Raw genomic sequence first — 13,274 nt, forward strand, 5'->3', positions numbered from 1 at the left:
TCGCTCCATCAGGCCTTGGCGACCAGTGTCGGCTGCATGGCGCCCGAGACGTTCGGGAGCACGGCCAGAGACGACTTGTAGATGATCGGCTGCACGTACTGGAGCAGCGGGATCACCAGGCCTTCGTCGGCGATGTAGCGGTCCACGGCGCGCCAGCCCGCGATGCGCTTTTCCTCGTCCTGCTCGGTCATGAGCGGGGCGATCTTGGCATCGAGGTCTTCCGTCTTCCAGGCCGAGTTCGGCGAGGGGCCGAACATGGCGTGGCCGGTCGAGGTCGTCGGGTCGGCGATGGCGTCGCCCCAGTTGTAGAAGGCGGCCGGAGCCAGCTCGTGGGCGGCGCGCAGTTCGTAGTGCTTGGCGATCTCGTAGACTTCGATCTCGGCTTCGATGCCGACCTTGCGCCACATGCCCACGATCGCCTGGATCATCTCGTAATCCTTCGGCTTGAAGCCGCGCGTCGTCTGGATCTTGAACTTGACCGGATTGTCCGTCGAGAAGCCGCTGTCGGCCAGGAGCTTCTTGGAGAGCTCGGGGTCGTAGGCAACCTTGATGGTCGGATCGTAGGCCAGGTATTCCGGCGTCTGCAGCGTGTCGAGCGGCACACCGTACCCGCGCAGCAGGCGGTCCACGATCGCCTGCTTGTCGATCGCGTGGATCGCGGCCAGGCGCACGTTTTTGTCCAGCATCGGGTCGATGTTGGTGATGAAGATCATGCCCACGTCCGAGATCGGCGTGGCCACACCCTTGAGGCCCGGCTTGTCCTTGAGGCGATCATAGTCCTCGTAGGAAATGTCGAGCGTCAGGTCGGACGAGCCGCTCTCGATCTCAGCGACGCGGCTGGTGGCATCGGTCACGAACTTGAACACCACGGTCTCGAAGGCCGGCTGGACGCCCCAGTAGTTCGGGTTGCGCTTGAGGCGCAGGAAGGCATTGGCCTCGTACTGGTCGACCATATAGGGGCCGGTACCGACGGGCTTGCGGTTGAATTCTTCCGCGCCGACCTTCTCGTAATAGGCCTTGGGCATGACGAAGCCGGTCAGGAACGCCATCCACTTGAAGAAGGTCGGCTCGAACACCGGCATCTCGGCGGTTATGCGGTTGCCGTCGACGGTGAGGTTCTTGATCGAGGCCCAGACGAACGAGACCGGATTGCCGGTCGCCGGATCGGCGGCACGTTCGATCGACCACTTGACGTCTTCGGGCGTGAAGGGCGAACCGTCATGCCAGGTGACGTTCTCGCGCACGTCCATGAAAACCTTGGTCTTGTCCTCGTTCCAGCCCCAGGCGGTGAGCAGGCCCGGCTCGAACTCGAGGTTCGGGCGCTGGCCGATATACTGGTCGAACACCGAGCGGTAGATCGCCTGCACGGTCGGGTTGACGGCCGATGCACCGGTGGTCGGATCGAAGCCAGGCAGGTTGACGTTGAAGGCGATGGTGAGCGTGTCGCTGTTCTGCGCGAAGGCGGGCATCTGCCCGGCCAGAATCGCGCCGATCACGCCTGCGGCGCCTCCCGCCAAAAAGTTACGACGTGAGATAGTCATTTCGTTCCCTCTCTTTGCGCTTTGGTTTTTCCCCGGAACCCCGGACGCGCTTAACCCGGATACTTTATACTTAAACATATCCTTGCTCATGCATCTAGATGATATTTTAGGATTGAAGCACCGCGTGGAAATGTTCCCCACAATGCCACCACAGAACCACATCGTCGTGCTGCTAAGTACGGCATAATGCACAAGAAAGGCGCAGGGAGCGCGGGACAAACCAGAGTGCAAAAGTCGTCTATTCCAGACCGTTTACAACGGACGCGCTTCGTCTCATCCTTAAGTCGCTGATTGACAGCACCAGGTGATTGGATAACTATGCAAATGCATAAATCTGATCGGCAGAGGGAAAACGCCGCTTGGATTTGACATTGTTTCAAGGGAGGCTGCCGCCATGGCTGAGCGGTCGTTTGCGCGCGAAGTCGAGGATCTGAAGCTCGGCGAAGGCGAATTGTTTCGCGGCGAAGGCATCCTCGCCATCACCAAAGCCCTGCTCCAATCGGGCGTTGCCTATGTCGGCGGCTACCAGGGCTCGCCCATCTCGCACCTGATGGATGTCCTCTCAGACGCCAAGCCGGTGCTCGATGAACTGGGCGTCCATTTCGAATCCTCGGCCTCCGAAGCGGCCGCCGCCGCCATGCTCTCGGCCTCGGTCATGTATCCGCTGCGCGGCGCCGTAACCTGGAAATCCACCGCCGGCACCAACGTCGCCTCGGACGCACTCACCAACCTCGCCTCCTCCGGCGTCGTCGGCGGCGCGCTCATCATCCTGGGCGAAGATTACGGCGAGGGCTCATCGATCCCGCAGGAGCGCTCGCATGCCTTTGCGATGAAGTCGCAGATGTGGCTGCTCGACCCGCGCCCAAACCTGGAATCGATCGTCAAATCCGTTGAAGACGGCTTCGCGCTCTCCGAGGCGTCCAACACCCCGGTCATGCTTCAGGTCCGCATCCGCGCCTGCCACGTCCACGGCCAGTTCACCGCCAAGGACAACCAGAAGCCGAAATACACCATCAAGGAAGCGCTCGAGAACCCGGTGCGCGAGCTCGACCGCATCGTGCTGCCGCCGCAATCGATCACCATCCACGACCGCGACAAGATCGAGAAGCGCTGGCCAGCCGCGCTCCAGTTCATCAAGGACAAAAAGCTCAACGAGCATTTCGGTCCCGAGGAAGGCCCAGTCGGCATCATCCTCCAGGGCGGCATGTACAACAGCGTCATCCGTGGCCTGCAGCTCCTCGGCCTTGCCGATTCCTACGGCAATTCCGCCATTCCCCTCTATGTCCTCAACGTCACCTACCCGCTGGTCGATGACGAAGTGGTCGCCTTCTGCGCCGGCAAGCAGGCCGTGCTGATGGTCGAGGAAGGGCACCCCGAATATCTAGAGCAGGCTGTCGCCACGGCACTCCGCCGCCGCGACATCCAGACCGTCCTTGCCGGCAAGGGCACGCTGCCCATCCGCGGCGACTACACCGCCGCCGTCCTCATGAAGGGCGTCGAAAAGTTCCTGGGCGAACACGCCCCGCAATATCTGGGCAACCGCCCGCCGCTCCCCAGCGCCGATGCCGTCCTCGCCGACCCCAAGGTCAAGGCGCTGGCCGATGTCGTTCCCGCTCGCCCCGCCGGCTTCTGCACCGGCTGCCCGGAGCGCCCGATCTTCGCTGCCATGAAGCTGGTCGAGCAGGAACTGGGCGAGCACCATGTCTCGGCCGATATCGGCTGCCACCTCTTCTCGATCCTGCCGCCCTTCAATATCGGCGGCTCCACCATGGGCTACGGCCTCGGCCCCGCTTCGGCCTCCGCCTTCAACGTCGACGCCGAAAAGCGCTCCATCTCGGTGATGGGCGACGGCGGCTTCTGGCACAACGGCCTTTCGACTTCCGTAGGCAACGCCGTCTACAACAAGCACAACGGCGTCATCATGGTGGTGGACAATTACTACTCCTCGGCCACCGGCGGGCAGGACATCCTCTCCTCGCGCGCCCTCAACCCGCTGCGCTCGACCAACAATTCCATCACCAAGGCGGTCAAGGGCATCGGCGCGAAGTGGGTGCGCCAGATCGATCGCACTTACGATGTCGGCAAGATGCGCGACACCTTGAAGGAAGCGCTGACCTCCGACGAGGAAGGCCCCAAGATCATCGTCGCTTCGTCCGAGTGCATGCTCAACAAGCAGCGCCGCGAAAAGCCGCTCTTCTCCAAGAGCGTCAAGGACGGCAAGCGCATGGTGCGCGAACGTTTCGGCGTCGATGAGGACACCTGTACCGGCGACCATGCCTGCATACGCCTGTCGGGCTGCCCCTCGCTCTCGCTCAAGCACACTAACGATCCGCTGCGCGACGACCCGATCGTGGCCATCGACAATTCCTGCGTCGGCTGCGGCAATTGCGGCGAGGTCTCGGAGGCTGCCGTGCTCTGCCCGTCCTTCTACCGGGCCGACATCATCTACAATCCTTCCAAGACCGATCTCTTCATGGCGCGCGTCCGCACTGCCGTGATCGGCTTCTTCCAGCGGCGCCGCCAGGCGCGCCGCATCGCTTTCGCGTGATCGCCATGGCCACCACTCTTTCCGCTCCCGCCTTCGACAAGCCGATCTCCATCGCCATTCTCGCCATGGGCGGACAGGGCGGCGGCGTACTCGCCGACTGGATCGTCGCCATGGCCGAGCAGCAGGGCTGGATCGCCCAGTCGACATCGGTTCCCGGCGTCGCCCAGCGTACCGGCGCCACCATCTATTACGTGGAAATGCTCGCGCCCAAGGACGGCAAGCTGCCGGTCCTCTCGCTCATGCCCACGCCCGGCGACGTCGATATCGTGCTCGCCGCCGAGTTCATGGAAGCCGGCCGCTCGATGCTGCGCGGCATCGTCACCCCCGACAAGACCACGCTCATCGCCTCCACCCACCGCTCCTACGCCGTGGGCGAAAAGGAAATGCCCGGCGACGGCACCGCCGACCCGCAGCTCGTGGTGGAAGCCTTTGGCGTCGCCGCCAAGCGCAGCATCGTCTTCGACATGCAGACCCTGGCCGAAAAGAACGGCTCGGTGATCTCCTCGGCCATGTTCGGCGCTCTTGCCGGCTCGGGCACCCTGCCTTTCGGCCGCGACGCCTTCGAGGACGCCATCAAGGCCGGCGGCAAGGGCATCCAGGCGAGCCTGAAGGCCTTCGGCGCCGCTTTCGACCGCGCCACTGAGGGCAAGCCCGACAAGGTCGCCAAGAAGCCGGAAAAGGACCTGCCCGAGCCGCCGCGTTCGGTCGGCCAGCCGCAGCTCGACGCCCTGCTCGGCCGCATCCATTCCGAGTTTCCGGCCGCGCTCGGCCCCATGCTTTTCGCCGGCATCAAGAAGCTCGTCGACTTCCAGGACGTGCGCTACGCCAACGAATATCTCGACCGCGCCCGCGACCTGCTCGCGCTCGACCGCAAGGCCAATGGCGAGGCCCACGAATTTGCCTTCAGCCAGGAGGTGGCAAAATATCTCGCCAACGCCATGGCCTATGACGACGTCGTCCGCGTCGCCGACCTCAAGACCCGCGCCTCCCGTTTCGAGCGCGTGCGCAAGGAAGTCGGCGCCGGCAAGGATCAGCTCGTCTACACCACCGAATACATGCATCCGCGCATGGAAGAAGTCTGCGGCACCATGCCCGCTGCCCTCGGCCAGTTCATCGAGGATCGCAAGGGCCTCTATGACTTCATGGACCGCTTCGTGAACAAGGGCCGGCGCGTGCGCACCGGCACCGTGTTCTGGTTCGCCGGCCTCTACATGGTCTCGGCCCTCAAGCCCATGCGCCGCTCCATGCTGCGCCATAAGCGCGAAATGGCCCATGTCGAGCGCTGGCTTGAAACCGCCACGCGCCTCCTGCCGACAAATTACGACCTCGCCACTTCGGTCATCGGCACCCGCCGCCTCATCAAGGGCTATTCGGATACCCATAGCCGCGGCGAAGCCAAGTTCGACAAGGTGCTCGGCGCCGTGCCGATGCTCGAAACCCGCGAAGACGGCGGCACCTGGCTCAAGCGCCTGGTGCAGGCCGCGCTCCATGACGAAAAGGGCAAGGCGCTTGACGGCGCACTGGCGACGATCCGGAGTTTTGCGAACTAGGCCGTCGCCGTAGCGGCGCTCGAACCGTTTTCGCTCTCCTGCCTAGCGATCCCTCTCAAGAGGAAGATTGCGTAAATGAAGAGCGGAATGTCCAGCAGCAGGGGCAGCAGCAACGAGGTCAGCGATGGCTCGATCGGACCAGGGTCCGGCATCGAGCTTGCAATCGTCACCAGCAGGAAATCCCAGCAGGCGTGAAAGAGGATCGCCGGCACGATCGACCGGGTTCTAAGTACCAGGGCGAGAAAGAACGTGCCGGCCATGAATGCGGTGACGGCTTGCGTCACTGCAGCGATCAGGTCGCCGGTGCCGGTAGCGTTGAGCACGTGGACCGAGCCGAAGATGACCGATGTCAGCCAGACCGCCGGCCAGAATGGGATGCCCGAGCGCAGGCCGCGGAAAAGCACGCCACGGAACATGGTTTCTTCCGAGAAGCCGACCAGCAGTGTGTTGACTGCGAGGATCAGCACGGTGTGTGGCGCCGGCCAGCCGACGAGCAACGTGCCGATGAAGAACAGAACCAGATAGACCGCCGGCCCGATCAGTACGCGTAGTGAATTCCACGGCCGCGGCGCGTTGAAGCCGATGTCCCACCAACGCATTGCCACCACGAGGATGACGAGGAAGACACTTGCGGCGACGATCGAAGTGGAGATCGAGGACGTCACGCCCTCGGCGAGGCTGGCCGTCTCATGAGGTAGCCAGGCGCCCCAGAACATGATGGCGATCCACACCGCCAGCGCGGTAAAAGCCAATGGAATTCGGATCTTGGCAGCCATCTCTTCCCCCGTGCGACGCCTCGGCGAGATTGCATGGCGGCGCTCGCCCTGTCGAGAGGATCGCTATCTGCTGTCCCCGTTGCGCCCACCGGGGCCGGGGGCAGAGATGCCGTGCTTGTCCATGTTGCGCAGCACCTTGTGAAGCGTGTTGACGAAAGCGTCGTATTCTTCCGGCGTCACGTCCTCGAACAATTGAGAGAAGATGCCGAAGAGCGTCGGCCAGAAGGCCTGGAAGGCGGTTCGGCCTTCCTCGGTGATGTGGATCTCACGCACCCGCATGTCGTCGGGCCGCGACTGGCGCCGAACATAGCCCTGCTCCTCGAGGGAATCGAGCGTGCGGCTCATGGTCGACTGCTCGACCACCGCCAGGTAGGAGAGCTCGTTGACCGTGAGCCCGGCGGCGATGGTCAGAAGCGAGAGCGCCCGCATCTTGGCCGTCGTCATGTCGTGCGGCTTGAGCACTTCCTGAAGGTTGGCGTTGTAACTCGCCGACAGGCGGTTGATGAGGTGCGGCGCGAAGCGGCTCAGTCCAATCTCACCCAGGCTCGGCAGGCGATTATTGTCCGAGGCTTCGCGGGAAGTTCCAAGAAAGTACTTGTCGGTCAAACTTTGCCTCCGCGTGCCGTAGAGGAAGTGGGCTTAGCTGAGCGCCTTGCCCAGGAGGAAACCCGAACCGCCGCCCAGACCCGGACCCGGATGGCTGGACGCCCCGATATGGTAGAGACCGGGGACATGGGTAGTGTGGTTGACCGAGGTCTTCAAGGGTCGCCAGATGAAGAACTGGTCGATGCCGCAATACCCGCCATAGGGGTCGCCCCCCACCAGATTGACGTTCATCGCCTCAAGGTCGGCCGGCGAATAGACCTTCCGCTTGATGACCGCTTCATCAAAATTCTCGATGTGCGAGCGCAGGATCGCCTCGACGCGATCGGCGTACTTTTCGCGTATATCCGCAGTCCAGCGTCCGTCGGCAGGCGCCGCGATCTCGCCGGCGGCGTCGCCCTTGATAAAGCGCGGCGCTTCGGGAAGCTGCAGCCAGAGAATGGCCTTGCCCTCCGGCGCGCGCGACGGATCGAGAGCGGTGGGCTGGCCCACGCAGATCGTCGGCTCGGCCGGCAGCATGCCGCGTTCGGCTTCGTTGGTGGCCTTGGAGACCCCATCGAGCCCCGAGGTCAGGTGAATGAGTGCGGTCTTTTCGAGTCCGGGACTGCGCCATTTCGGCACTGCGTTGAGAGCGTAGTGGATCTGCATGTCGCCCTTGCCATACCGGTAATTGGCGACGCCCTCGCTCACCGCCTCGGGCAGTTTTTCGCCATCCAGCAGGCGCCCGTAGAGCTGGTTGGGAGTGACCGAGGCGATCACGCCGCGCCGGGCCGTCAGCAGGTCGCCATCGGCAAGCCGCACGCCCATGGCGCGGCCGGCATCATCGAGCGCGATGCGTTCGACATCGGCACCGGTCCGGATCGAGCCGCCCTGTTCGCGGATCAGCGCCTCGAAGGCCTTGACCGCATTGCGCGCGCCGCCCTTGACGATCGGCGCCCCGGCCGCCTCCATGGCGAAGCCGATGACCTTGAGCATTTCGCCCGAATAGGTGTTGTCGGGATTGAGCCCGCAATGGAGCACCCAGGGGGCGAAAAGCCCCTGGACCTCCTCGGACTTGTAGCGCGTTTCGAGGTATGGACGGGCCGAGACCAGCGCCTCCCCGAAGAAGGCGGCAAGCCCCTTGATCCCGCGTTTCCAGGCTTCTTTGCCCACCACTTTGAGCATGTCGAGCGACCACAGCCGCCCGCCCAGCAGGCCGAAGACGAAGCCGGCATTGTCGCCGAACCGCGCCATCTCCCGCGCGAAAGCCGCCCCGTCATCGGGGTGGGCCCTGGAAAAGGCCTCGACGTTCCGCGCCCGGTCGCGCGACAGCACGAGGCTGCGCCCATCGGGGAACAGCACGCCGGTGGCGTCCTCGGTATTGGCAAATTCGAGTCCGTGCCGGGCCAGGTCCGCCCCCAACACGCCATAGGCGGGCGAGGTGGTGAACAGCACGAAGGTCGTGGCCATCACGTCGTGGATGAAGCCCGGCTCGGTGATTTCCTCGGTGCGGATGCAGCCGCCGGCCACATCGTTCCGTTCGAGCAGAAGGACCTTTCGGCCCTTCTTGCCCAGCATTGCAGCGGCGACGAGGGCATTGATGCCGCTCCCCACGATAATGTAGTCGGCGTCAGCCATTCGCTCGTCCCCCCTGTAGTCAGCTCAGGCGCGCGGCGCCAGAGCGAAGGCGCGGACCGGGCTGCCCGTGCCGCCCACGATCTTGAGCGGGGCCACGACCAGCAGCGCGCCGGTGGCCGGCAGCTTGTCGAGGTTGATCAAGCTGGCAAGACCATAGCCGCCTGCGCCCAGCATGATCGAGTGAGCGGGGAACGGCGGGTTGAGGCTGGCGGCATTGCCCCAGTCGGTGCCCACGCATTCGCTGCCCCAACCGAGGACCTGCTTGGAAACCAGGTACTCGATGCAATCAACGCTCGGGCCCGGGGTGTGCGAGCCGTTCTCGTCGGCATTGAGGAAGGTCTCGGTCGAGCCGTTGCGGTGGTACCAGTCCGAGCGCATCAACACCCAACTGCCCTTCTTGATCTCGCCGTGCTTGGCTTCCCAGGCCTTGACCATGTCGGCCGTGAGCAGGAAGTCGGAATCCTTGGCCACTTCGGCGTGGCAATCGATCACGACGACCGGGGCCACGAAGGTCTGCGGCTCGACGGTATCGGTAGTGTTGTTCTTGACGTCCTTGCCCGAAACCCAGTGGATCGGCGCGTCGAAATGGGTGCCCGTGTGCTCGCCCAGCTCCATCCAGCCCCAGGCCCACCAGGGACCGTTGCTGTCATAGTTGGAGATCTCGTGCATCTTGAAGCTAGGGGTGTTCTTGGCGAAATCCGGCGGCAGGTAGAGCACCGGCGTATTGGGGCCAAGCGGCGCCGTCAGGTCGACGATCTGGACGTCGCCGGAGGCGAGCGCGGTGGCGACGGAAGCCAATGCCTGGATGGCAGTCATGACAAAATTCTCCTTCAGGTCCCTATGAGGCCCGAGGGCCTCCCTTTAGCCCAACGCTAGAACACTCTCATGCATGTGCAAATATGCGTTCCAGCCGCGTTGCGGTTAAATGCACGATACTTTAGGTTCAAAATATCGCAAGATGCATATTTATTGATTGTGGGCGGAAAGGCCGTCGCCCGGCCGGAAACGCCCGCGACTGGGGCATTTCGGAGGGAAATTTGTCATACGATGCCATCGTGGTAGGCGCCGGCCATAACGGCCTGGCAGCCGCCGTTCACCTGGCCAGCAAGGGCTGGAAAGTCGCCGTCGTCGAACGTGAAGAAACGGCGGGCGGCGCGGTCAAGACCGAGGAAGTCACCCTCCCCGGCTATCGCCACGACCTCTTTGCCATGAACCTCTCCATGTTCGCCGGCTCCGCCTTCTTCGCTACCCACAAGGAAGGTCTCCACCGCCACGGCCTCGACTTCGTTCCCGTCGCCGACAGCTTCGCCTCGGCCTTCCCCGACGGCAAATGGCTGGGCGTCAGCACCGACCTCGACACCACCACCGCCCGCATCGAGTCTTTCTCGAAAGCCGACGCCGCCCAGTGGCGCAAGATGGCCCAAGCCTTCCCCGAGGAAGCGGCCTATATCGGCGGCGTCATGGGTACGCCCATGCCTTCCGTCGAAGTCGTCCAACTGCTCATCAAGGCACTGCGCAAGAAGGGCTATGCCTGGGTGCGCGATATGGTGAAGCTCCTCATCTCCTCGCCCCGCGCTTATCTAGACGCCAATTTCGAAAGCCCCGAAGTGCGCGCCCTGATGGCAGCCTGGGGCCTCCATCTCGATTTCGGCCCCGACATCGCCGGCGGCGCCGTGTTTCCCTATCTCGAATCCATGGCCAACCAGAATTTCGGCATGGTCATCGGCAAGGGCGGCGCCGACACCATCATCAAGGCGATGTCCGGCTACCTCGCCTCGCTGGGCGGCGAAATCCATCTCGGCCGCGCCGTCACCCGGATCGTTGAGGAAAACGGCCGCGCCAGCGCCGTCGAGCTCGATGACGGCTCGCGCCTCTCGGCCAGCCGCGCCATCATCTCGAACGTCCACCCGCAGATTCTCGCCAACAAGCTTCTCGGCCAGTCGACGGGTGCGAAAACGCTTGCCGAGGCCGTTCGAAATTTCCGCGCCGGCCCCGGCACGATGATGCTGCACTTCGCGCTCTCGGACCTTCCCGACTGGTCGGCAAGCCCCGAACTCAGGCGCTTCGCCTATGTGCACCTCGCCCCTGACTACCAGATGATGTCGCGCGCCTATCAGCAGGCGACCTCGGGTCTGCTGCCGTCCGAGCCCGCCCTCGTCGTCGGCCAGCCCACGGCCCTCGATCCCTCGCGGGCGCCCGCCGGCAAGCATGTGCTCTGGGTCCAGGCCCGTGTCGTCCCCTACGAGATCAAGGGCGACGCCGACGGCACCATCGCGGCCAGGGATTGGGATAGCGCCAAGGAGGCCTATGCCGACCGCATCCTTTCGATCATCGAGCGCTACGCGCCGGGCCTGCGTGGAAAGATCGAGGACGCCCACATCCTCTCCCCGCTCGATCTCGAACGCGCCAACCCCAACCTCGTGCGCGGCGACAGCCTTTCAGGCAGCCACCACCTCGACCAGAACTTCCTCTTCCGTCCGCCGGCGGATGGTCGCGCCACAAGAGCCCGGTCAGAAACCTCTATATGGTCGGCGCCTCGACCTGGCCGGGCGCCGGTACCGGTGCAGGTTCGGGCTTCATGCTGGGCAAGGCTCTGGCGGGGAAGTAACGCGCTACGAGCCGGCGGGCTCGGAGGCTGCGCCCAGCAGGCCGATGAGTTCATCGCGTGCAAGACTGGCGCCGAAGATCGGCGTGCCGGCCCCAAAGTTCCGCGCGGAGCGGAGCGGGCCGGCATCGACCGGGTCATAGCCCAGCCGATCGATGAAATCGGCAACCGCCTGGCGCGCTATGGAATCGTCCGCCGCGATGGCCAGGGCACGACGGTCCAGGGCACCGGCTGCACGCGCCTCGCCTTCGATCTCGTGATAGCCCATGTGGTTGAAGCTGCGGACCAGCCGGGCATCGGGCAGGAAACGCTGGATTACCTCGCTGCTCGCCTCTTCGCCCTCGAATTCCTCCAGCCGGCCATCGGTGGGCGACCAATAGTTCATGACGTCGACCACCACCTTGCCGGCCAGCAGGTCGGGACGCAGCGTGCGATAGCGGAAGAGCGGCAGCGCGAGCACGACAATGTCGCTGCCCAGCGCTACTTCCTCGGCCGTAGCCGCGACGGCGCCGGGGGTTATGATCTTGAGCAGCAATTCGATTTCGGATGGCGCGCGCGACGTGGCCATGCGCACTTCGTAGCCAGCAGCGAGCGCGAGACGCGCGAGCGCCGTGCCGACGCGGCCGGCGCCGAGAATGCCGATGGTTTGCGCTGCGGGCGCCCCGGTTTCGATCATAGCAAGTACCTTTTGAGAACCTGCTCTAATGTTGTGCCTTCGAATCCGCCCGCAAGGAGGCACATCAGTGTTACCGGAAGGAGCGACGAAAGCGCCCAATTCACCCGTGCAGCCGGGGAAAGCCTAAAGTTTGGCTTGCCGGAAGGGATGCTCAAAAAGTACCTTCTGGGCGGGTGGGAAAGCCACCTGGGTGGCGCGACGCCGGTAACCGGCGATGCAAAAAGGAACAAAAATGCAAGTCTCTCTCGTCAAAGCACTGGCGCTGGCCGTTTCCGCGGCCACGATGATGTCTGCTGCGCCGGCCATGGCGCAGACCAAGACCCTGACCATTTCCTGGTGGGGCTTCAATGGCGAAAAGCTCGAGCAGTACCTGCTCGCTCCCTTCCGCGAGCAGTGCGGCTGCCAGATCCAGTTCGAGACTGGCAACAATGGCGAGCGCCTGAACAAGCTCCAGATCCGTGGTGGCGCGGGCGTGGACGTGGCCTATTTCTCGGACAGCTTCTCCCAGCAGGGTATCGAAGCCGGCCTCTTCCAGAAGTTCGATGCCTCCAAGGTTCCGAACCTGGCCAATGTCTATGACCTCGCGCGGGACCCGCAGAGCGGCTACGGCCCGGCCTATACGCTTGGTCGTGTCGGCGTCGTCTACGACACCGCCAAGGTCAAGACCCCGATCACCTCGTGGAACGACCTGTGGCGCGAAGACCTCGCCAAGTCGCTCTCGCTGCCGGGCATCACCACCACGGCTGGCCCGATGATGGTCATGAAGGCCGGCGAGCACCAGGGCGTGGACGCCTTCACCGACAGCGACGGCGCCTTTGCCGGCATCGAGGCGCTGAAGCCCAACGTGGTCAAGAACTACAACACGGGCTCGGAGATGATTAACCTCTTCTCGACGGGCGAAATCACCGCCGCCGTGGCGCAGGACTTCACCCTCGCCCAGATCAAGGCCGCCGTGCCGACCGTCGAGTGGGCGGACCTCAAGGAAGGCGCGATCGCGACCGTCAACACGGTCAACATCCCCGCGGGCGCTGCCGAGCCGGAACTCGCCTACCAGTTCATCAACTTCCTGCTCTCGCCGGAAATCCAGCAGAAGCTCGCCGAGGAAGGCGTGGACGCCCCGGTCAACAAGGACGTCAAGCTTACGCCCGAGCAGGCTGCCCTCTGGACCTATGGCGATGACGTGATCAAGAGCCTCCAGACGGTTGACTATGCCAAGATGAATGCGGCAAAGCCGGGCTGGATCGATCGCTGGAACGAAATCTTCGGCCAGTAAGACCAACCTTCTCGCGAGGCGGCCCGGCCGCCTCGCGTCCTTTTCCCGGCCAGCGGCGCCGGACTAACGACCAAGGGCTCGAACC

Annotated in this window: 9 protein-coding genes and 1 pseudogene; 4 read left to right on the forward strand and 6 right to left on the reverse strand. The window is 64.0% G+C overall.

Features of this window, described 5'->3' with window-relative positions; genetic code table 11:
* Window positions 1-8: 8 nt before the first annotated feature.
* Complete coding sequence (locus JNE37_RS05220) at window positions 9-1,541, reverse strand: ABC transporter substrate-binding protein (protein ID WP_203065550.1); 1,533 nt, start codon at window positions 1,539-1,541, stop codon at window positions 9-11.
* Window positions 1,542-1,935: 394 nt separating this feature from the next.
* Between JNE37_RS05220 and JNE37_RS05225 the strand changes: the two genes are divergently transcribed.
* Window positions 1,936-4,089: a ferredoxin family protein gene (locus tag JNE37_RS05225; protein ID WP_203065551.1), complete on the forward strand. Its 2,154-nt coding sequence runs from the start codon at window positions 1,936-1,938 to the stop codon at window positions 4,087-4,089.
* Between the two features lie 5 nt (window positions 4,090-4,094).
* The gene (locus JNE37_RS05230; protein WP_203065552.1) at window positions 4,095-5,639 is read left to right on the forward strand and encodes an indolepyruvate oxidoreductase subunit beta family protein; all 1,545 of its coding nucleotides are present in this window, start codon (window positions 4,095-4,097) and stop codon (window positions 5,637-5,639) included.
* On the opposite strand, the gene JNE37_RS05235 is transcribed toward JNE37_RS05230, so the two are convergent.
* From JNE37_RS05235 to JNE37_RS05250, 4 genes are all read right to left on the reverse strand, one after another.
* Window positions 5,636-6,415 carry a CPBP family intramembrane glutamic endopeptidase gene (locus tag JNE37_RS05235; RefSeq protein WP_203065553.1) on the reverse strand — a complete coding sequence of 260 codons (780 nt, stop codon included), beginning with the start codon at window positions 6,413-6,415 and terminating at the stop codon, window positions 5,636-5,638. The genes JNE37_RS05230 and JNE37_RS05235 overlap by 4 nt on opposite strands.
* A gap of 63 nt (window positions 6,416-6,478) precedes the next feature.
* On the reverse strand, window positions 6,479-7,021 hold the full coding sequence (locus tag JNE37_RS05240; RefSeq protein ID WP_052015166.1) for a MarR family winged helix-turn-helix transcriptional regulator: 543 nt from the start codon (window positions 7,019-7,021) through the stop codon (window positions 6,479-6,481).
* Between the two features lie 33 nt (window positions 7,022-7,054).
* Window positions 7,055-8,635, reverse strand: a complete 1,581-nt coding sequence (locus tag JNE37_RS05245; RefSeq protein WP_203065554.1) for a phytoene desaturase family protein — start codon at window positions 8,633-8,635, stop codon at window positions 7,055-7,057.
* 24 nt (window positions 8,636-8,659) lie between these two features.
* Window positions 8,660-9,451 (reverse strand): cyclase family protein, encoded by a 792-nt coding sequence (locus JNE37_RS05250; RefSeq protein WP_203065555.1) that lies wholly within the window; start codon window positions 9,449-9,451, stop codon window positions 8,660-8,662.
* 221 nt (window positions 9,452-9,672) lie between these two features.
* On the opposite strand from JNE37_RS05250, the pseudogene JNE37_RS05255 reads away from it, so the two are divergent.
* A pseudogene (locus JNE37_RS05255) lies at window positions 9,673-11,243 on the forward strand (phytoene desaturase family protein).
* Between the two features lie 4 nt (window positions 11,244-11,247).
* Here JNE37_RS05255 and JNE37_RS05260 read toward each other — a convergent pair.
* Window positions 11,248-11,916: an NADPH-dependent F420 reductase gene (locus JNE37_RS05260; RefSeq protein WP_203065556.1), complete on the reverse strand. Its 669-nt coding sequence runs from the start codon at window positions 11,914-11,916 to the stop codon at window positions 11,248-11,250.
* Window positions 11,917-12,148: 232 nt separating this feature from the next.
* On the opposite strand from JNE37_RS05260, the gene JNE37_RS05265 reads away from it, so the two are divergent.
* Window positions 12,149-13,189: an ABC transporter substrate-binding protein gene (locus JNE37_RS05265; protein WP_203065557.1), complete on the forward strand. Its 1,041-nt coding sequence runs from the start codon at window positions 12,149-12,151 to the stop codon at window positions 13,187-13,189.
* Window positions 13,190-13,274: the final 85 nt, after the last annotated feature.

It is taken from the genome of Paradevosia shaoguanensis (genome assembly GCF_016801025.1).
GTDB classification, from domain to species: Bacteria; Pseudomonadota; Alphaproteobacteria; order Rhizobiales; family Devosiaceae; genus Paradevosia; species Paradevosia shaoguanensis.

Excerpts from the sequence above, each read along its gene's own strand:
- JNE37_RS05225 (WP_203065551.1), top strand. The coding sequence starts at position 1,936 with ATGGCTGAGCGGTCGTTTGCGCGCGAAGTCGAGGATCTGAAGCTCGGC.
- JNE37_RS05220 (WP_203065550.1), bottom strand. The coding sequence starts at position 1,541 with ATGACTATCTCACGTCGTAACTTTTTGGCGGGAGGCGCCGCAGGCGTG.
- JNE37_RS05235 (WP_203065553.1), bottom strand. The coding sequence starts at position 6,415 with ATGGCTGCCAAGATCCGAATTCCATTGGCTTTTACCGCGCTGGCGGTG.
- JNE37_RS05230 (WP_203065552.1), top strand. The coding sequence starts at position 4,095 with ATGGCCACCACTCTTTCCGCTCCCGCCTTCGACAAGCCGATCTCCATC.
- JNE37_RS05250 (WP_203065555.1), bottom strand. The coding sequence starts at position 9,451 with ATGACTGCCATCCAGGCATTGGCTTCCGTCGCCACCGCGCTCGCCTCC.
- JNE37_RS05245 (WP_203065554.1), bottom strand. The coding sequence starts at position 8,635 with ATGGCTGACGCCGACTACATTATCGTGGGGAGCGGCATCAATGCCCTC.
- JNE37_RS05260 (WP_203065556.1), bottom strand. The coding sequence starts at position 11,916 with ATGATCGAAACCGGGGCGCCCGCAGCGCAAACCATCGGCATTCTCGGC.
- JNE37_RS05265 (WP_203065557.1), top strand. The coding sequence starts at position 12,149 with ATGCAAGTCTCTCTCGTCAAAGCACTGGCGCTGGCCGTTTCCGCGGCC.